Source organism: Hyphomicrobiales bacterium (genome assembly GCA_002869065.1).
Classification (GTDB): Bacteria; Pseudomonadota; Alphaproteobacteria; order Rhizobiales; family Rhodobiaceae; genus Rhodobium.
Genome location: PKTR01000004.1, coordinates 91,684 through 109,542, shown reverse-complemented (window position 1 = coordinate 109,542; position 17,859 = coordinate 91,684). Strand labels below are relative to the sequence as shown.

Annotated in this window: 19 protein-coding genes; 10 read left to right on the top strand and 9 right to left on the bottom strand. The window is 63.3% G+C overall.

Going from position 1 to position 17,859, the window contains the following annotated elements; genetic code table 11:
- Positions 1-2 precede the first annotated feature (2 nt).
- The 5 genes from C0606_12995 to C0606_12975 all read left to right on the top strand — a co-directional run bounded on the left by C0606_12995 (position 3) and on the right by C0606_12975 (position 4,038).
- Entirely contained in the window at positions 3-944 is a 942-nt protein-coding gene (locus tag C0606_12995; GenBank protein PLX36733.1) for an acetaldehyde dehydrogenase (acetylating), read from the top strand.
- On the top strand, positions 941-1,993 hold the full coding sequence (gene dmpG / locus C0606_12990; protein PLX36732.1) for a 4-hydroxy-2-oxovalerate aldolase: 1,053 nt from the start codon (positions 941-943) through the stop codon (positions 1,991-1,993). The genes C0606_12995 and dmpG overlap by 4 nt, the downstream gene beginning before the upstream one ends.
- Positions 1,990-2,760, top strand: coding sequence for a 4-oxalocrotonate decarboxylase (locus C0606_12985; protein ID PLX36731.1), 771 nt, complete (start codon positions 1,990-1,992; stop codon positions 2,758-2,760). The genes dmpG and C0606_12985 overlap by 4 nt, the downstream gene beginning before the upstream one ends.
- Positions 2,761-2,832: 72 nt before the next feature.
- Positions 2,833-3,429 (top strand): antibiotic biosynthesis monooxygenase, encoded by a 597-nt coding sequence (locus C0606_12980; protein PLX36730.1) that lies wholly within the window; start codon positions 2,833-2,835, stop codon positions 3,427-3,429.
- 15 nt (positions 3,430-3,444) lie between these two features.
- The gene (locus C0606_12975) at positions 3,445-4,038 is read left to right on the top strand and encodes a disulfide bond formation protein DsbA (protein PLX36729.1); all 594 of its coding nucleotides are present in this window, start codon (positions 3,445-3,447) and stop codon (positions 4,036-4,038) included.
- A gap of 85 nt (positions 4,039-4,123) precedes the next feature.
- Here C0606_12975 and C0606_12970 read toward each other — a convergent pair whose 3' ends face one another.
- The 4 genes from C0606_12970 to C0606_12955 form a co-directional block, all read right to left on the bottom strand.
- The gene (locus C0606_12970) at positions 4,124-4,549 is read right to left on the bottom strand and encodes a hypothetical protein (protein ID PLX36728.1); all 426 of its coding nucleotides are present in this window, start codon (positions 4,547-4,549) and stop codon (positions 4,124-4,126) included.
- 332 nt (positions 4,550-4,881) lie between these two features.
- Positions 4,882-5,226, bottom strand: a complete 345-nt coding sequence (locus C0606_12965; GenBank protein ID PLX36727.1) for a molecular chaperone DnaK — start codon at positions 5,224-5,226, stop codon at positions 4,882-4,884.
- A gap of 9 nt (positions 5,227-5,235) precedes the next feature.
- Complete coding sequence (locus C0606_12960) at positions 5,236-5,598, bottom strand: transcriptional regulator (GenBank protein ID PLX36726.1); 363 nt, start codon at positions 5,596-5,598, stop codon at positions 5,236-5,238.
- Positions 5,591-5,842 (bottom strand): cytotoxic translational repressor of toxin-antitoxin stability system, encoded by a 252-nt coding sequence (locus C0606_12955; protein ID PLX36725.1) that lies wholly within the window; start codon positions 5,840-5,842, stop codon positions 5,591-5,593. The genes C0606_12960 and C0606_12955 overlap by 8 nt, the downstream gene beginning before the upstream one ends.
- Before the next feature lie 159 nt (positions 5,843-6,001).
- On the opposite strand from C0606_12955, the gene C0606_12950 reads away from it, so the two are divergent.
- From C0606_12950 to C0606_12935, 4 genes are all read left to right on the top strand, one after another.
- Entirely contained in the window at positions 6,002-6,424 is a 423-nt protein-coding gene (locus C0606_12950; GenBank protein PLX36724.1) for a transcriptional regulator, read from the top strand.
- Between the two features lie 11 nt (positions 6,425-6,435).
- Complete coding sequence (locus C0606_12945) at positions 6,436-8,355, top strand: metal ABC transporter permease (GenBank protein ID PLX36723.1); 1,920 nt, start codon at positions 6,436-6,438, stop codon at positions 8,353-8,355.
- 175 nt (positions 8,356-8,530) lie between these two features.
- Complete coding sequence (locus C0606_12940; GenBank protein PLX36722.1) at positions 8,531-9,238, top strand: phosphatidylserine decarboxylase family protein; 708 nt, start codon at positions 8,531-8,533, stop codon at positions 9,236-9,238.
- A 10-nt stretch (positions 9,239-9,248) separates the two neighbouring features.
- Positions 9,249-10,130 (top strand): CDP-diacylglycerol--serine O-phosphatidyltransferase, encoded by an 882-nt coding sequence (locus C0606_12935; GenBank protein ID PLX36926.1) that lies wholly within the window; start codon positions 9,249-9,251, stop codon positions 10,128-10,130.
- Here the strand turns inward: C0606_12935 and C0606_12930 are convergent.
- A complete protein-coding gene (locus C0606_12930; GenBank protein PLX36721.1) occupies positions 10,127-10,696 on the bottom strand; it encodes a hypothetical protein in 570 nt (189 codons plus the stop codon). The genes C0606_12935 and C0606_12930 overlap by 4 nt on opposite strands.
- A gap of 325 nt (positions 10,697-11,021) precedes the next feature.
- Between C0606_12930 and C0606_12925 the strand changes: the two genes are divergently transcribed.
- Positions 11,022-11,384, top strand: a complete 363-nt coding sequence (locus C0606_12925) for a hypothetical protein (GenBank protein PLX36925.1) — start codon at positions 11,022-11,024, stop codon at positions 11,382-11,384.
- A 66-nt stretch (positions 11,385-11,450) separates the two neighbouring features.
- On the opposite strand, the gene C0606_12920 is transcribed toward C0606_12925, so the two are convergent.
- From C0606_12920 to C0606_12905, 4 genes are all read right to left on the bottom strand, one after another.
- Positions 11,451-11,816, bottom strand: a complete 366-nt coding sequence (locus C0606_12920) for a hypothetical protein (GenBank protein ID PLX36720.1) — start codon at positions 11,814-11,816, stop codon at positions 11,451-11,453.
- Between the two features lie 38 nt (positions 11,817-11,854).
- Positions 11,855-12,592, bottom strand: a complete 738-nt coding sequence (locus C0606_12915) for a L,D-transpeptidase (protein ID PLX36719.1) — start codon at positions 12,590-12,592, stop codon at positions 11,855-11,857.
- Positions 12,589-13,548 (bottom strand): amino acid-binding protein, encoded by a 960-nt coding sequence (locus tag C0606_12910; GenBank protein PLX36718.1) that lies wholly within the window; start codon positions 13,546-13,548, stop codon positions 12,589-12,591. The genes C0606_12915 and C0606_12910 overlap by 4 nt, the downstream gene beginning before the upstream one ends.
- Positions 13,549-13,823: 275 nt before the next feature.
- Positions 13,824-17,546 (bottom strand): ribonucleoside-diphosphate reductase, adenosylcobalamin-dependent, encoded by a 3,723-nt coding sequence (locus C0606_12905; GenBank protein PLX36717.1) that lies wholly within the window; start codon positions 17,544-17,546, stop codon positions 13,824-13,826.
- Between the last annotated feature and the right edge of the window lie 313 nt (positions 17,547-17,859).

Sequence of the window (17,859 nt, the reverse complement as noted above, 5' to 3'; positions counted from 1 at the left end):
CTATGTCCAAGATCAAATGCGCGATCATCGGTTCCGGCAATATCGGCACCGATCTGATGATCAAGATCATGCGCCTGTCGAAGTCGCTCGAAATGGCGGCGATGGTCGGTATCGATCCGGCCTCCGATGGTCTGGCGCGCGCCGCCCGTCTCGGCGTTGCCACCACCCATGAAGGCATCGACGGGCTGACCAAGCTCGATTGCTACAAGGATATCCGCATCGTCTTCGACGCGACGAGCGCCGGTGCTCATCACAAGCACAACGAGGTGCTGCAGGCCGACGGCAAGCAGGTCATCGATCTGACGCCGGCCGCGATCGGCCCGTTCACCGTGCCGCCGGTCAATCTCGACGCCAATCTCAGCGAAGCCAACGTCAACATGGTGACCTGCGGTGGTCAGGCGACCATCCCGATGGTTGCCGCGATCAACCGCGTCTCCAAGGTGCATTACGGCGAGATCGTCGCCTCGATCTCGTCGCGCTCGGCGGGGCCGGGCACACGCGCCAATATCGATGAGTTCACCGAGACGACCAGCCACGCCATCGAGGCGGTCGGCGGCGCAACGCGCGGCAAGGCGATCATCATCCTCAACCCGGCGGAGCCGCCGCTGATCATGCGCGACACGGTCTATTGCCTGACCGACGACGCCGACCAGGACGCGATCCGCAAGTCGATCGAGGAGATGGTGGCGGAAGTGCAGAGCTACGTGCCGGGCTACCGGCTGAAGCAGGCGGTGCAGTTCGAGCGTTTCGGCAACAACAAGCCGCTGTTCATCCCGGAAATGGACCGTGAGTTCACCGGCCTGAAAACCACCGTGTTCCTCGAGGTCGAGGGCGCGGCGCATTACCTGCCGGCCTATGCCGGCAATCTCGACATCATGACCAGCGCGGCGATGAAGACCGCCGAACGGCTGGTCGAGAAGCGTAACTGGAGGGACGCGGCATGACCGGCGGCGAACATTTTCAACCGGCTCGCAAGCTCTTTCTGCAGGACGTCACGCTGCGTGACGGCATGCATGCGATCCGCCATCAGTACTCGCTCGACCATGTGCGGGCGATCGCCAAGGCGCTCGACGAGGCCCATGTGGACTCGATCGAAATCGCCCATGGCGACGGCCTGACCGGGTCGACCTTCAACTACGGCTTCGGCGCGACCACCGACTGGAAGTGGATCGAGGCGGTGGCGACGACGGTGAAGAACGCCAAGGTCGCGACGCTGCTCTTGCCGGGGATCGGCACGGTGGAAGACCTGAAGCGGGCGCACGGGCTCGGCGTGTCCTCGGTGCGCGTTGCGACGCATTGCACCGAGGCGGATGTTTCGAAGCAGCACATCCAGGCTGCCCGCGACCTCGGTATGGATGTCGCCGGCTTCCTGATGATGAGCCACATGACGACGCCGGAAAAGCTCGCTGAGCAGGCGAAGATGATGGAAGACTATGGCGCCCATTGCGTCTACGTCACCGACTCCGGCGGCGCGCTGACCATGGACGGCGTTGCCGACCGCTTCGCCGCCTATGACGCGGTGCTGCGGCCGGAAACCGAGCGCGGCATTCACGCCCACCACAATCTGTCGCTTGGCGTCGCCAACTCCATCGTCGCGGTGCAGAACGGCGCGATCCGGGTCGATGCCTCGCTCGCCGGCATGGGCGCCGGCGCCGGCAACTGCCCGCTCGAAGTGTTCATTGCCACCTGCGACACCTATGGCTGGGAACACGGCTGCGATCTCTACAAGCTGATGGATGCGGCCGAAGAGCTGATCCGTCCGCTGCAGGATCGTCCGGTTCGGGTCGACCGCGAGACGCTGACGCTTGGCTATGCCGGTGTCTACTCGTCGTTCCTGCGCCATTCGGAAAAGGCCGCGGCCGATTATGGCATAGACGTGCGTGACATTCTCGTCGAGCTCGGCAAGCGCAAGATGGTCGGCGGTCAGGAAGACATGATCGTCGACGTGGCGCTCGACATTCAGAACCAGCGTGCCGGGGAGGCAGCCCAATGATCGACGTTGCAGAACTCGGGAAATTCGTCGACGACGCGGCGATGTCGGCAACCGCCATTCCGCAGATCACCGAAAAACATCCGGACATGTTCGTCCATGATGCCTATCGCATCCAGAAGGCGTCGATCGACCGTCGGCTTGCCCGCGGCGAAAAGCTGATCGGCGTCAAGATGGGGCTGACCAGCCGCGCCAAGATGGTGCAGGTCGGCGTCGACGAGGTGATCTGGGGCCGGCTGACCGACCGTATGCTGCTGGAAGAGGGCGCCACGCTGAGCCGTGGTTCCTACGTCCATCCGCGCGCTGAACCGGAGATCGCCTTCCTGATCGGCAAGCCGCTTTCGGGTCTGGTCACGGCGATGGAAGCGATGGCGGCGGTCGAAGCGGTTGCTCCGGCGATCGAGATCATCGATTCCCGCTATCAGAACTTCAAGTTCACGCTGCCGGACGTCGTCGCGGACAATTCCTCGTCGTCGGGCGTTATCGTCGGCGACTGGTTCCCGCGGGAAACCCGCATCGACAATCTCGGCATCGTGCTGAGCGAGAACGGTATGCCGGTTCAGATCGGCTCGACGGCCGCGATCCTCGGCAATCCGGTGCGTTCGCTGGTGGCAGCCGCCAAACTCGTCGCGCGCGACGGGCTGGTGCTCGAGCCTGGCATGATCGTGCTCGCGGGCGGCGCCACGGCGGCCCATCCGCTCAGCGTCGGGGCCACCGTTGATGCCACGTTCCAGACCCTTGGCAAGGTGTCCATCACGGTCGCGGAGTAACGTCCGCGGCCAATGCGAAACAGCGTCGTCGCATCCTCCCAAGCGGCGTCCTCCCAGGACTCGGGCACGAACATGAGCGATGGCAGCAACACGGAAACGGAAGTGCTGAACGGCGATGCCGGGCAGGCGGACGGTCCCGTCACGGTGTCGATCGCGCGTCGTGTCCAGGCCGGGCACGAGGCCGAGTACGAAGCCTGGGTGTCGGGGATTTCGCAGACGGCGGCGCAGTTTCCTGGCCACCTCTCGGTTGCCGTGTTGCGGCCGAGCGCGGCAACGCGCGGCGACTATGTCATCATCTACCGCTTCGACAGCTACGAGCATTGCCGGGTCTGGGAAGAATCCCGCGAGCGGGCCGAATGGGTCGAGCGGCTTGCCGATATCGTCGAGGGCGACAGCTCGGTCAAGCGGGTGACGGGGCTCGAATTCTGGTTCGACCTGCCGGAAGTGCCGGCGGCGGCCGCGCCCTCTCAGCACAAGATGGCGCTCGTTCTCGTCGTCGTCGTCTATCTCATTCTGGTCGGGCTCAACTGGGCGCTTGCTCCGCTGATCTCCGATCTGCCGTCGCTGGTGCGCACCTTCATCATCGTCGTGTTGCAGGTTGGGCTGCTCACCTATCTGGTGATGCCACGCGTCACCCGGCTGCTGCGCCCGTGGCTCTTCCGCCGCTAGAAACTGAGGTTTGTCATGGCCGAACCGCAGGACGTCATCCTGTTTTTCAATTTCCGCAGCCCGTACTGCTACCTTGCCAGCAAGACGCTGTGGCGCATCTTCGACGACTACGAGGCGCGGCTCGTCTGGCGGCCGTTTGGCGGCTGGACCGGGCGGTCCGACCCGGAGCGATTCAAGATCAAGGTCAAGGCGGTGCGCCAGGATGTGCGGCGGTTTGCCAAGAAGCTCGGCATTGCGTTCAACCCGCCGCCTGTGACGACGGATCCGACGCGGGCAGGTGCCGGTTCGCTGCTGGCCGAAAAGAAGGGCCTGCTGCGGCCCTACATCATGGAAGTGATGCATGCCGAATGGGCCGAGGGGCAGGACATCGGTGAGACCGACGTGCTGAAGGCGGTCGCGGTCAAGATCGGCCTCGACCCGGACGAACTTGCCGCGGTGGTCGACGATCCGGCCTACCTGGCGATCCTCGATGAACATTCCGCGCAGGCGAAAGAGGCCAATGTGTTCGGTGTGCCGTCCTTCCTCATCGGCGAGGAAATCTTCTGGGGCAACGACCGGGTCGACTTCGTCTGCGATGCGCTGGAGGAGCTCGGCCTGAAAAAGGCCTGAGCGTTTCCTTCGCGCGGGACAAAAGAAAACGGACGCTGCCTTGCCGGCCGCGCCCGTTGTCGTTTCTGAAATCGTGTGCCGTCGATCAGTGATGAATGACGATGCGGGTGCCGCCCTTGCCGTAACGCTTCACGAGGTTGAAGAGCTGCTTGGCGTTGGCCGGATGCAGTCGGATGCAGCCATGCGAGGCCGGACGTCCGAGCGACTTGATGGCGTTGGTGCCGTGGATCGCGTAGCCGCCGAGGAAGAAGATCGAGTGCGGCATCGGCGAGTTGTGATACTTGCGGGAATAGTGCATGCGGCGCAGCACCTTGGGGCGGAACGTGCCCTTTGGGGTGCGATAGCCGCGGCGCGCGGTCGACACCTTCCAGGAATAGGTGTGGCGACCGTTGACGATGACCGACATTTTCTGGCTCGAGATGTCGATCTTGGCGACGACGCCGGCGAATGCCCGTTCGGGCGCCGCGATGACCAGCATCAATGCGGCGATCAGGAACGCGATAGATTTCATAAAAGCCTCCAGCCCTGCTCTGGAAGACGACCAAAGTCGTCGTGATCCGTCCCACCGAAACGTTGCTCATTTCTGGTCGACATTCCGCAATGTCGACCGTTTCGGCAGAGTTGCTCCGTGACCCCCGGAATAGCTTCTAGAATGAAGGGGTTACGAAAACGAATCAAGGCGATCACAAATTCTTGAGGACAGAAGTCCCAGGGACCGGCGCAGAGGGATTTGATTGTCGGGAGCGCGATGAATTGGCTCGGGCGTATATCGTACGCCGCAATTCTTCGATTTGTGGAGAATTGGATTCTCGTGCCGCGCTTTGTCAGGGACAGCGGACGGCATTATTTTTCCCGCGAGGCGGCGCAGGCGATACAGAGCGCCGCGGTCGGGTCGATCTGCAGGCGCTTTTCGGCAATCTCGTCGCCGCAGTCGAGGCAATAACCGTACTCACCTTCGGCGAGGCGGTGCAGGGCGGCGTCGATGCGGGAAAGCTCAGCGGTGCGGGCGCGGTCGTTTGCCTGCGCCATCGCCTGCTGCTGCATGGCGTCCATGCGAGACAGCCGGCCGACGCTCTGCTGGTCGAGCGTCACGGGGCCGCGCGCTTCGGCTGCGCTATCGGCGAGAGCCTGAAGTTCCTCGCGCCGGGCAATCAGCCGGTTGCGTATTGTCGTATCGTCGTCGGTCATGAGATGAGCCTACACGATGTCGTCGAGATCAACGCCGAGGCGCTCGGCGATCGTTTTGAGGACCGAAACGCTGCCCTCCTTCTTGCCGGTCTCGATCTCGGACAGATAGGCCGCGCTGATGCCGACATCTGCGGCGAGTGCTTTGGCGCTCAGCTTGCGGTGTTGTCGCCAGACCCGGACCGGGTTTTCGCCATCGAGAATGCGGTCCACGATATCACCGGGCACGAGTTCATCACGTCCGGCCTCGATATCCGCGCGAGTCCTGTCCGCGGCGGTGATATCTGCCGCGTTCACCAGCGCATCATACGTCGACTTGGGGAGGACCACGAGGGTCTCACCTGCTTCGGTGATGATGGTCTGAACCTCAGTCATAGATACCTCCGCGCGGGCCTATCTTGAGAATGTCGAGTACGTCGCCCTTGTCGTTCATGATGACCCGCCAGTCGCCGACCCGCAGGCGGATATGGGGCGATCCGGTCAGCGCCCTGACATTGTTCGCCAGACTCGCCGGGTCTTGCGCATACTGCCTGACCTTGTCGCGTATGCGTCTTGCGTCATTGGCCGGCATCTTGCGCAGCACTTTCAACGACGATCGGCTGTATGCGACCTGCTTCATTGGGGAAATATACGCCTTAAGCGTGGAAAACTCATCAAGAAAATAGCTATCAGCGAATTTATGGGTTTTTCTGTGCTATCGGTGCCCTTGCCTTTGCCCTCACTCTGGTCCATATGGCTTTCATCGTTGATCGACGATAAACGATGAAGAGTCGAAATCATGAATCTTGAAACCCTGCCGCTGTTGCCGGATGACGAAACGATTGCGCTCCGGCTAAAGGCGCTGAGCCATCCGGTGCGGGTTGCCATTGTGCGTGCGCTCGCCCGGCAGGATCATTGCTGTTGCGGCGAACTGGTGCGGCCGCTCGCACTTGCACAGTCGACCGTATCGCAGCATCTCAAGGTGCTTCGCGAGGCGGGGCTGATCTCGGGCAAGGCGGAAGGCGTGAAATCCTGCTACCGCATCGAGCGGCAGGCGTTCGACGAGCTTGCCGTGATCCTTGACCGTATCCGGGGCGACCTCGATTCCTGCCATGGCGCATTCTCCGGCGGGGCCGGAGCCGATGCGTGTTGTAACGATCCCGCCCTCCTTGCCGCAGCGGATGAGGGATCTGTCCCTGCCGCTTCGAAACAGAATAGCTGAAAGCGAATTTCATGAGCCCACATATGGGAGCCAATCGCCGGGTTTCCGCCGATGAGGGGGAGCTGTTTTCCACCATCGGCAATCTCTGGCCATATATCTGGCCGGCGGATCGGTCCGACCTGAAAGGGCGCGTGGCTGTCGCCATCGTCGCGCTGGTCGTGGCCAAGGTCGTGACGGTTCTGGTGCCCTATACCTACAAATGGGCGACGGAGGCGCTGACGGCGCCGCAGGCCGAGGGCGGGCTCGGTGTACCGGCCTTCCTGACCGTGCCGCTGATGCTGGTGATCGCCTATGGCGTTGGCCGGATCCTGATGATCGGCCTCAATCAGGTGCGCGACGCGCTGTTTGCCAAGGTCGGCCAGCATGCGGTGCGCTCGCTCGCGTTCAAGACCTTTGCCCACATGCACACGCTGTCTCTGCGCTTCCACCTGCAGCGGCGCACCGGCGGCCTGTCGCGGGTGATCGAGCGCGGCATCAAGGGCATCGAGTCGATCGTTCGCTTCACCATCCTAATCACGCTGCCGACGATGCTGGAATTCGCGCTGATGGCGGCCGTGATCGGCTACCAGTTCGACTGGACCTATGTGCTCATCGTCGGCGTGATGATCTGGCTCTACATCTGGTTCACCGTGAAGACCTCGGACTGGCGCATCGCGATTCGCCGGCAGATGAACGAGTCCGATACCGATGCCAATTCGAAGGCGGTCGACTCGCTGCTGAACTTCGAGACGGTCAAATATTTCGGCAATGAGGAACTGGAAACCCGTCGTTTCGACGGTGCGATGAAGGGCTACGAGCACGCGGCGGTGCGGACCTGGACGTCGCTTGCCTGGCTCAACTTCGGCCAGACGGTGATCTTCACCGCCGCCATGGTTGCCTGTATGGGGCTGTCGGCCCAGGCGGTCATTAACGGTACGCAGACGCTCGGCGACTTCGTCATGATCAATGCGCTCTTGATCCAGCTCTATCAGCCGCTCAACTTCATCGGCACGATCTATCGCGAGATCAAGCAGGGGCTCACTGACATCGAGGCGATGTTCGACCTGCTCGACGTGCCGGCCGAGGTTGCCGACAAGCCGAATGCACACACCCTGACGGTGGATGCAGGTGTGATCCGCTTCGAGAATGTCTCGTTCCATTACGATCCGGACCGGGAGATCCTCAAGGACGTGTCGTTCGAGGTGCCGGCCGGCAAGACGGTTGCCATCGTCGGTCCGTCGGGGGCGGGCAAGTCGACGATTTCGCGGCTGCTGTTCCGTTTCTATGACGTGACCGACGGGCGGATCACGATCGACGGCGCCGATTTGCGCGATGTGACGCAGAAATCGTTGCGCGCTGCGATCGGTATGGTTCCGCAGGATACGGTGCTGTTCAACGACACCATTCGCTACAACATCCGCTATGGCCGCGCCGATGCCACCGACGATGAGGTGGCCGAGGCCGCCCGCATGGCGCAGATCGGGCCGTTCATCGATACCCTGCCGAAAGGGTTCGAGACCGAGGTCGGCGAACGCGGGCTGAAACTGTCGGGCGGCGAGAAGCAGCGTGTGGCGATTGCCCGCACCATCCTGAAGGCGCCGCCGATCCTCATTCTCGATGAGGCGACGTCTGCGCTCGACACCCACACCGAGCAGGAAATCCAGACCGCGCTCGACACAGTGTCGCGCAATCGTACGACGCTGGTCATCGCTCACCGGCTTTCGACGGTGGTGGCGGCGGACGAGATTCTCGTGCTCGAGGCGGGTCGTATCGTCGAGCGCGGCACCCATGCGGCACTGCTCGAAAAGGCGGGGCTTTACGCTTCGATGTGGGAACGCCAGCGCGAGGCGACACGGGCGGAAGAAATCCTGCGCGCCGCGCTCGAAGAGGAAGGTGGCGAGGGGGTTCCGATCGCCACGCCGCAATCCGACGGCGTGGGCGAGACCGTATGAGCGGGCGCAACGCGCTCCTTTGACGGCTTCACAAGGCGGGTGGTCTGTGCCAAACCTCGGCAGGCGATGATCGCTGCTGGGGTGGCGAAACGGCGCGGTGCGCCAATATGGAAAAGACTGGGTGCTGGAACTGCCGGCTTTTCGGTAATGGGCAGCCCCGTTTCAGGCGGAAGATATGAGTTCTCTGTACGACACGATCACCAAGTCCCTCGCGCCGGTTCATCGCGAAGGGCGCCCGTTCATTGCGATCGCGGCGGCCGCGGCGCTGTTTCTCGGCTGGTTTTTCACCCCGCTGTTCTGGATCTTCCTGTTCCTGACCGGCTTCATCGCCTTCTTCTTCCGCGATCCGCGGCGCGTGACGGCGGTGCATCCGGGCATACTGGTCAGTCCGGCCGATGGCCGCGTATCGAAGATCGGGCAGTTCACGCCGCCGCCGGAGCTCGGCCTTTCGGACGAGCCGATGCAGCGCATCTCGATCTTCATGAGCGTGTTCGACGTGCATGTGAACCGCGCGCCGATCTCGGGCCGGCTGGCGCGGATCGCCTACAAGCCGGGCATTTTCCTCAATGCCGACCTCGACAAGGCGAGTGAGGACAACGAGCGCAACAGCCTGATCATCGAGACGGATGAGGGCGCGCGCATCGGCGTGGTGCAAATTGCGGGGCTCGTCGCGCGCCGCATCGTTTCCTTCGTGCGCGAGGGCGAGAACGTCGAGATCGGCCAGCGCTTCGGCCTGATCCGGTTCGGCTCACGGCTCGACATTTATCTGCCCGAAGGTGCGACGGCGCTGGTCGCGGAAGGCCAGCGGGCGCTTGCCGGCGAGACCGAAATCGCCGACCTCAGCGGTGCCCGCGCTGCGCCTGCGGCGACGCGCGAAAGCTGAGGGCGCTGCCGTGGAGCCGTTATTTCCCCCCTTTGAACCGGGCGAGCGCAAGAGCGGCACCAGCCGGCGCCAGCGCCGGTTCAACCGGCTCCCGTTGCGCATCATCCTGCCCAATCTGGTGACGCTGCTGGCGCTCTGCTCGGGGCTGACGGCGATCCGGCTGGCGCTGGAAACCCGGTTCGAGCTGGCGATCGTCGCCATTCTCGTCGCCGGCGTCCTCGACGGCGTCGACGGGCGGCTCGCACGGATGTTGAAGGGCACCTCGGAGTTCGGCGCGGAACTGGATTCGCTCGCCGACTTCGTCAATTTCGGCGTTGCGCCAGCGATCATTCTCTACACCTGGGGTCTGCAGGAAGCTGGCTCGCTCGGCTGGATCGCCGTGCTCGTCTTTGCGATTTCGACCGGTCTTCGGCTGGCGCGCTTCAACGTCATGCGCGACGATCCGGGCAAACCGTCCTGGCACGCGGATTTCTTCGTCGGCATGCCGGCGCCGGCCGGTGCGCTGACCGTGCTTTTGCCGGTTTATCTCTACTTCCTCGATCTGCTGCCGCAGTCTGTCGCGATCATTCCGCCGGTGATCGGTTACATTCTTTTTGTGGCCTTCATGATGGTCAGCCGCCTGCCGACCTTTTCCGGCAAGCGCATCGGCGCGCGGATCCAGCGCGAGCATGTGTTGCCGATCCTCGTCGCCATCGTGGTGGTGGTCGGCGTGGTGATCAGCTACCCGTTCGCTTCGCTTGCGCTTGTCGTCTTTGGCTATCTGGCGACGCTGCCCTTTGCCTGGCGCTCCTGGCACAAGAAGGCCGCGGCGATGGCGGACGGCACTCTGGTCGATGATATCGATGATGGGGCCGACGATACCGACGACGATGACGAGGCGGCCAAGAGCTAACCGCCGGTCTGCCAGGCCTTCACCGCCTCGATCGGCCACAACAGCATCAGCACATTGAGGGTGAGGTTGTCGCGGATGACGGCGCCGACAATCAGTTCGGCGGCGATTGCGAGCGTCACCGTCAGCCAGACGGGCGCGCGCCAGGCAATGGCAAAGCCGACCAGCATGGCGATCACGTCGCTGACCGAATTGATGACGCTGTCGCCGAAATAGTCGAGCGCAATCGTCGCTTCGCGGTAGCGGTTGATGATGAAATCGGTGTTTTCGAAGATCTCCCAGGCCGCCTCGATGACGATTGCCGCGAGCGCCCGGTAGCCGACCGGTACACGGCGGGCGACCAGCCAGAGGCCGAAATAGAACAGCATCCCGTGGATGACATGGGAGGGCGTGTACCAGTCGGTCAGGTGCTGGGAGTTTTCCGAACTGAACACCTCGCCATGCCACAGCTTGATCGTGCCGCAGGTGCAGATCGGGGTGCGCCCCATGGCGTAGAGCGTCAGCGCGGTCGCGGCGATCAGCGCTGCGCCGAACAGCCAGAGATGCAGATTGGAACGGGATTGCGGCACGGGCGCTGCTCCGGGGTGATTCTGCGAAATACTGTGTGAGCCTAGTGGACGTCAGGGTGGTGCGCGAGCCGCGATTGTCCTCGAGCCGGGCTGTCGACGAAATGTTGTGTCGCGTAAGAACTTTGTCCGTGGACGTCGGGCGGTCGCTCGCCCAATATGTCTTGCCGGAAATGCTGTCGTCCCGAGTCGGGGCGCGGCGCGCAGAGCGCAAAGTGTGGCCGGCAATGTCAGGGCAGGGAGCAGCGCGATGTCTGACAGCAAAGCCAGCAAGAAAACCGCAAAAGCCGAGCGGGGAAGCGACACGGGAAGCGACACCGGGGAGGCGCTGACGGCGCTGTTCGACGACTACTGCGCCGGGTTCAATGACTTCGATCCCGAAGCGATCATCGATTGCTTTACCTTTCCGGCCACCATCTGGCAGTTCGACAAGGGCTACGTCTTCGACGACGAAGAGGATCTGGCGGAGAATATCGACGCCCTGCTCGCCGCGCTCGACAAGGAAGAGGTCGTCAGCTCGGAATATGCCGTGGTGAAGAGCCACGTTTCCGGCCCGACGGCGCTCGTCACCCTCGACTGGCGCCAGTTCGACGGCGAGGGCGAGCCGGTCTTCGTCTTCACCTGCCACTACCATCTCATTCATGAGCACGGCGAGTGGCTGATCGCCATGATCATCAACGAGGACGAATAGACTCGCTGCGACGCCACGCGGACGCAGCGTCGTCGCCGTGATTTTTTTCGCAGAAAACTCCGACGATCAGCTCGGTGTTGCCGGCGGCTGTTCCTCGGCGCTGGCTTCGACGCGCTCGACGGATTGCACGGCGCCGTTCTGGTCGATCAGGCAGCGGGCCTGGCCGTCTCCGACATTGAGGTCAACGTGGTAGATGCCGGCCTCGGCGACGCCGGAGCTGACCGGCAGGACCTTGGTACTGTCGACGCCAAGGCGTGTGGCTGCCTCGGATGCACACAAGAGCTGCAGGTCCGCCGGCGCGGTCTGTCCGCTGGCGCGTACCGTCGGCTTGTCCGGCGCGCGAATCCCGCCCGACGACGAGCACCCGCCGAACGCCAGAACGCTCATGCCGACAAGCGCCGAAAAGAAAACGCCACCCCGTCCAAAACGCATCACACTGTCCTCCCTGTGGGGCCTGTCCGGCACCCCGATCAGATTCCCCGGTAAAGCGCGGCGCCCTGCATCAGCACCACCACCTTTGCGCCGACCTCGACCCGGTCGAACAGGTCGACGATGTCGTCATTGTTCAAGCGGATGCAGCCGGATGAAATGTTGAGGCCGATCGACCACGGCTCGGTCGTGCCGTGAATGCGGTAGATCGTGTCCGTATTGCCTTCGTAGAGATACATCGCGCGGGGTCCGAGCGGGTTGTCCGGGCCGCCCGGCATGCCGTCCTTGTACTTGGCGGCGAACGGGCTGCGTTCGATCATCTCGGCGGGCGGCGTCCAGGTCGGCCATTCCGCCTTGCGGCCGATCTTGACGATGCCGGCCCAGCCGAAGCCCTCCTTGCCGACGCCGATGCCATAGCGGATCGCCTTGAAGCCGGGCTGCACGAGATAGAGGAAATGACGGTTGCCATCGATGATGATGGTGCCGGGTTTCTCCGCCGTACGGAAGGTCACAAGCTGGCGCTTGAAATCCTCGGGAACGCCGCCGTTCATCTTGTAATAGGACTTGGCCTTGCGGACGTCGTACTTGACCCATTTGCGCGTCTGCGGGTCGAAGATCTCGGAGCGGAAGGCCTGTGCAAAGGCGACGCCTGTGCCGGCAACAATGGTCAGTGCGACCAGCGCCCAGGCGATACCGCGGCGCGCCGTGGTGCCGTGCCGTGCAGCCGTTTGTGTGGTCCGATTGTCGTTTTGCGGCCGATTGCGGCGGAAGAGGTTCATCGTACCCACTCCTCGATGCGGTTCCGGTTGGCAGCGATCCATTCTGCGGCTGCGTCGGCGGGTGTCTTGCGTTCGACCTGAACGGCATAGCTCATCGCTGCGGCGTCCTCGGGCTCCAGAGTGATGCGGCGCAGGAAACCCGCGACCTTGGGGTGCTCGGCGTCGAGCAAAGCTGCGTAGGCAATGTGGAAATGGGAGAGATCCCACGCGGTTTCGGCTTTCGATTTGGCCAGCCAGTCGCTGTCCGCTGCCGGCGCGACGATGGTCCATGTCGCCGGATCGTGCGCCGGTTCGGCGAGCTTGCGGATCTTGTGCAGGTCAAAGACGTGATGCGGGCTGTAGCAGTAGAAGACGATCGGCTGCTCGAGCGACACGGCGACATCGACGGCCGCCATCGCCACCTCTTCCTTCTCGACCAGCAGCGTCATCGTCTTGTCGTAGCCGTAGCTCCTGGCGCGAACCCGCTCGATATTGGTCGATGACCAGCCCTGATCGCCAATCCACATTTCGCCCTTGCCGTCGCCGTCGGTGTCGAATTGTGCTGCGATCTTCGGGTTGGCAAGATCGGCGACGTTTGTGATGCCGGTGTTTTGTGCGGTCGCTTCGGTGACGCACAGGTTCTGAGTCGCGGCGACGCCCTGCGGGCTGACCCGGATAGAATTGGACTTGGCGTTGAACCGCTCGACCGCCTGCTTGTGGTTGGGGAACCAGACTTCGGGATGGATATGGGTCTCGCCGGTCGCCATCCCTGAGAGAATGCCCATGGTGCCGCGGTCGACGAGTTCCGTCTCGACGCCGAGATCGGTTTTGATGACGGAGGCTATCACGTTTGCCGTTACCTGCGCGGACGGCCAGGAAGGGACGCCGACGACGATGTCGGCCGCCGCGGCCGGTGCCGTGAAGGCGAGGCATGCGGCGATGGACAGTGCGGTCCGCCAATGGTGAAACGGTTGCATTCGAACAAACTCCCCATGCTCGCCGGCGTCGGCATCGGCAATCGCCGGTCGATACGGCTCAGCTTAGGTCAACCGTTGGGGATGGTCCAGTTCGCCACCGGCGTTTGGCGCATTGTGCTCGCTAAAAGCGCGTCAGGCGCGCGGCCCCGGTGTCGGGAGAAGTTGAGGCAACTATCCGCCTGGCGCCAAAAACGAATCCGGGCGCCGAAGCGCCCGGACAGAGTTTGCTGCTTTCCTGCAACGGGGGAAAGGGTACCCCCGTCCACCTTCCACGATCAGGAGCAGCCGCTCGTCGAACCGCAGGTGTCGCACTTCAGGCAGGTCCCGTTGCGCACCATGGTGAAGTTGCCGCATTCGCCGCAGGCCTCGCCCTCGTAGCCCTTCAGGCGGGCCAGCGCGACGCGGTCGGCGACATCCGGCGATACCCTGGTTTCACCCTCGGGCGGGGTGTCGATCGCCGGTGCCGGATCAAGCGCTTCGTCGGCATCGATGTCGCGCTTGAAGGCGGTTGCCGTGTTGCCGCCGGTGGCGGACACGACGGTTCCCTTGGCAAGCGTCGTCACCGTGTTGCCGGAGGCCTTGGCGCCGGCGCCGGCTTCACCCTTCGGCTCGCCGGTGAGCACGCGGAAGCGCTCGGTGCGGCCGCGCACCAGACCCTTCGAGACGACGTGTTCGGCGGGCTTGCCCTCGATGACGCCGGAGCCCATCGCGGTGTTGCCGATGTCGTTGGGGTCGACATGGGCGAGGTCGTGGCGGGCGAGGTAGGAGACGGCCAGTTCGCGGAACACATAGTCGAGGATCGACGTCGCGTTCTTGATCGCCTCGTTGCCCTGAACCAGACCCGCCGGCTCGAAGCGGGTGAAGGTGAAGGCATCGACATATTCGTCGAGCGGCACGCCGTACTGCAGGCCGAGCGAGACGGCGATGGCGAAGTTGTTCATCAGCGAGCGGAAGGCCGCGCCTTCCTTGTGCATGTCGATGAAGATCTCGCCGAGGCGGCCGTCATTGTATTCGCCGGTGCGCAGGTAGACCTTGTGGCCGCCAACGATGGCCTTCTGGGTGTAGCCCTTGCGGCGGTCGGGCAGCTTTTCGCGATCGCGCACGTGACGTTCGATGATGCGCTCGACGATGCGTTCGGCAACGGCTGCTGCGCGGCCATTGGCGGATTCGGCGAGCAACGCTTCGGCCGCGTCTTCCGCATCGTCCTCGTCGTCGGCCAGCAACTGCGAGTTGAGCGGCTGCGAGAGCTTGGAGCCGTCGCGGTAGAGTGCGTTGGCCTTCAGCGCGAGCCGCCAGGACAGCTCGTAGGCGTTCATGCAATCCTCGACCGTGGCGTCGTTGGCCATGTTGATGGTCTTGGAAATGGCGCCCGAGATGAACGGCTGTGCCGCGGCCATCATGCGGATGTGGCTTTCCACCGAGAGGTAGCGCTTGCCGATACGGCCGCACGGGTTGGCGCAGTCGAAGACGGGGAGATGCTCGTCCTTGAGCTGAGGCGCGCCCTCAAGCGTCATGGCTCCGCAGCAATAGACGTTCGCAGCGTCGATCTCGCTCTTTGAGAAGCCGAGATGGCTGAGGATGTCGAAGCCCGGATCCGTCATCTTTTCGGCCGGGACTTCCAGCGTCTTGGTGCAGAACTCCTCGCCGAGCGTCCACTTGTTGAAGACGAACTTGATGTCGAAGGCCGAGCCGAGCGCCTTCTCGACCTTGTCGAGCGCGTCGCCGGTGAAGCCTTTCGCCGTCAGCGTCTGGTGGTTGATGCCGGGGGCGTCCTTCAGCGTGCCGCGGCCGACCGCGTAGTCGACGATGGCGCGGATCTGGGCTTCATCATAGCCGAGCGAGCCGAGAGCCTCGGGAACCGCGCGGTTGATGATCTTGAAGTAGCCGCCGCCGGCGAGCTTCTTGAACTTCACCAGCGCGAAGTCCGGTTCGATGCCAGTGGTGTCGCAATCCATCACCAGGCCGATGGTGCCGGTCGGGGCGATCACCGAGACCTGGGCGTTGCGGTAGCCATGCTCTTCGCCCAGTTCGAGCGCGCGATCCCAGGCGTGGCAGGCCGCCTCGACGATCCGCCCATCCGGGCAGGCGCCGTGGTCGAGCGGCACCGGGTCGGTCGACAGCTCTTCGTAGCCTTCGGCCACGCCATGCGCGGCGCGGCGATGGTTGCGGATAACCCGCAGCATCGAGTCGCTGTTCGGGGCGTAGCCCGGGAAGGTGCCGAGCTCACCGGCCATTTCGGCACTGGTGGCGTAGGACACACCGGTCATCAGGGCAGTGATGGCACCGGCCAGCGCGCGGCCTTCCTCGGAGTCGTAAGGCAGGCCCGACGACATCAAGAGGCCGCCGATATTGGCGTAACCGAGGCCAAGCGTGCGGTACTCATAGGAGAGTTCGGCGATGCGTTTGGACGGGAACTGCGCCATCAGCACCGAGATTTCGAGGACGACGGTCCACAGCCGCACGGCATGCTCGAAGGAGACGACGTCGAAGCGCTTCGACTGGTCGCGGAACTGCATCAGGTTGAGCGAGGCGAGGTTACAGGCCGTGTCGTCAAGGAACATGTATTCCGAGCACGGGTTGGAGGCCTGGATCTCACCGGCCGCCGGGCAGGTGTGCCAGTCGTTGATGGTGGTGTGGAACTGGATACCCGGATCGGCCGAGGCCCATGCGGCGTAGCCGATCTGTTCCCACAGCTCGCGCGCCTTGATGGTCTTGTGCACCTTGTTGGTGGTGCGCTGCATCAGATCCCAGTCGCCGTCGGCCTCGACCGCTTCGAGGAAGCCGTCGGTGACGCGCACCGAGTTGTTCGAGTTCTGGCCCGAAACCGTCAGATAGGCTTCCGAATCCCAGTCGGTGTCGTATGTCGGGAACTCGATCTGGGTGTAACCCTGCTTGGCGAACTGGATGACGCGACGGATGTAGTTTTCCGGCACCAGCGCCTTCTTGGCAGCGCGGATCTCGCGCTTCAGCGCCGGGTTCTTGTGCGGATCGAAGCAGTCGTTGCCCGAGCCCTGGCAATTGACGCAGGCGCGCATAATGGCGGTGAGGTGCTTGGCGCAGATTTTCGAGCCGGTGACGAGGGCCGCGACCTTCTGCTCTTCCTTCACCTTCCAGTTCACATAGGTCTCGATGTCGGGGTGATCGACGTCGACGACGACCATTTTGGCGGCGCGGCGGGTGGTGCCGCCCGATTTGATGGCGCCGGCGGCGCGGTCGCCGATCTTGAGGAAGCTCATCAGACCGGAGGAGCGACCGCCGCCCGACAGCGGTTCGCCTTCGCCGCGCAGGCGGGAGAAGTTGGAGCCGGTGCCCGAACCGTATTTGAACAGGCGGGCCTCACGGGTCCACAGATCCATGATGCCGCCGTCATTGACGAGGTCGTCGCCGACCGACTGGATGAAGCAGGCATGCGGCTGCGGATGTTCGTAGGCCGATTCCGAGGCGACCAGTTCGCCGGTCCGGAAGTCGACATAGTGATGGCCCTGGCTCGGGCCGTCGATGCCATAGGCCCAGTGCAGGCCGGTGTTAAACCATTGCGGCGAGTTGGGGGCGATCTTCTGGGTGGCGAGCATGAAGCGCAACTCGTCGAAGAAGGCGCGGGCGTCTTCCTCACCGTCGAAATAGCCGCCCTTCCAGCCCCAGTAGGTCCAGGTGCCGGCGAGACGGTCGAAAACCTGCTTGGCGGAGCGTTCGCCGGTCATGCGGTCGTCGTCACCAAGCTCGGCGAGCTTGTTCTCGTCGGGGATCGAGCGCCACAGCCAGGAGGGAACCGTCGATTCCTCGAAGCAGGCCAGATGCGCCGGCACGCCGGCCTTGCGGAAGTACTTCTGAGCCAGAATGTCGCTGGCTACCTGCGACCACGCCGCCGGTACTTCAATGTCGTCGAGCCGAAAGACGATCGACCCGTCGGGATTGCGAATTTCACTCGTTGCCGAGCGGAATTCGATATCCGCATAAGGTGACCGGCCTTTCGTGGTGTAGCGCCGCTCGATCCGCATCAAATAACCCCCAATAATCCATCGTGCGGGCGCACAAGCCCGCTCCGGTTATCGAAAACCGGCTCCTGGTTTCATCTGTTTGAACTCGCCTCGGCCGCATTCGCGGGCAGCGGACCTTCGACTCAGGCCCGTCTATCTTGTATGCCGACCCTGGCAGTAAATACTATATATAGTGTTAACCGCCGGGCCGGCGCAACGCTTTTGATGACACGGCAGCGCGCAAAAAATCCCTTTTCCCGGTCCTTCGCCATTTTGGCGCCGGATTGAAAAGCCTAGACTTTACAGGAACTTGGAACTTCTTGAGAGTTGCCGC

Excerpts from the sequence above, each read along its gene's own strand:
- C0606_12995 (PLX36733.1), top strand. The coding sequence starts at position 3 with ATGTCCAAGATCAAATGCGCGATCATCGGTTCCGGCAATATCGGCACC.
- dmpG (PLX36732.1), top strand. The coding sequence starts at position 941 with ATGACCGGCGGCGAACATTTTCAACCGGCTCGCAAGCTCTTTCTGCAG.
- C0606_12985 (PLX36731.1), top strand. The coding sequence starts at position 1,990 with ATGATCGACGTTGCAGAACTCGGGAAATTCGTCGACGACGCGGCGATG.
- C0606_12980 (PLX36730.1), top strand. The coding sequence starts at position 2,833 with ATGAGCGATGGCAGCAACACGGAAACGGAAGTGCTGAACGGCGATGCC.
- C0606_12975 (PLX36729.1), top strand. The coding sequence starts at position 3,445 with ATGGCCGAACCGCAGGACGTCATCCTGTTTTTCAATTTCCGCAGCCCG.
- C0606_12970 (PLX36728.1), bottom strand. The coding sequence starts at position 4,549 with ATGAAATCTATCGCGTTCCTGATCGCCGCATTGATGCTGGTCATCGCG.
- C0606_12965 (PLX36727.1), bottom strand. The coding sequence starts at position 5,226 with ATGACCGACGACGATACGACAATACGCAACCGGCTGATTGCCCGGCGC.
- C0606_12960 (PLX36726.1), bottom strand. The coding sequence starts at position 5,598 with ATGACTGAGGTTCAGACCATCATCACCGAAGCAGGTGAGACCCTCGTG.
- C0606_12955 (PLX36725.1), bottom strand. The coding sequence starts at position 5,842 with ATGAAGCAGGTCGCATACAGCCGATCGTCGTTGAAAGTGCTGCGCAAG.
- C0606_12950 (PLX36724.1), top strand. The coding sequence starts at position 6,002 with ATGAATCTTGAAACCCTGCCGCTGTTGCCGGATGACGAAACGATTGCG.
- C0606_12945 (PLX36723.1), top strand. The coding sequence starts at position 6,436 with ATGAGCCCACATATGGGAGCCAATCGCCGGGTTTCCGCCGATGAGGGG.
- C0606_12940 (PLX36722.1), top strand. The coding sequence starts at position 8,531 with ATGAGTTCTCTGTACGACACGATCACCAAGTCCCTCGCGCCGGTTCAT.
- C0606_12920 (PLX36720.1), bottom strand. The coding sequence starts at position 11,816 with ATGCGTTTTGGACGGGGTGGCGTTTTCTTTTCGGCGCTTGTCGGCATG.
- C0606_12915 (PLX36719.1), bottom strand. The coding sequence starts at position 12,592 with ATGAACCTCTTCCGCCGCAATCGGCCGCAAAACGACAATCGGACCACA.
- C0606_12910 (PLX36718.1), bottom strand. The coding sequence starts at position 13,548 with ATGCAACCGTTTCACCATTGGCGGACCGCACTGTCCATCGCCGCATGC.
- C0606_12905 (PLX36717.1), bottom strand. The coding sequence starts at position 17,546 with ATGCGGATCGAGCGGCGCTACACCACGAAAGGCCGGTCACCTTATGCG.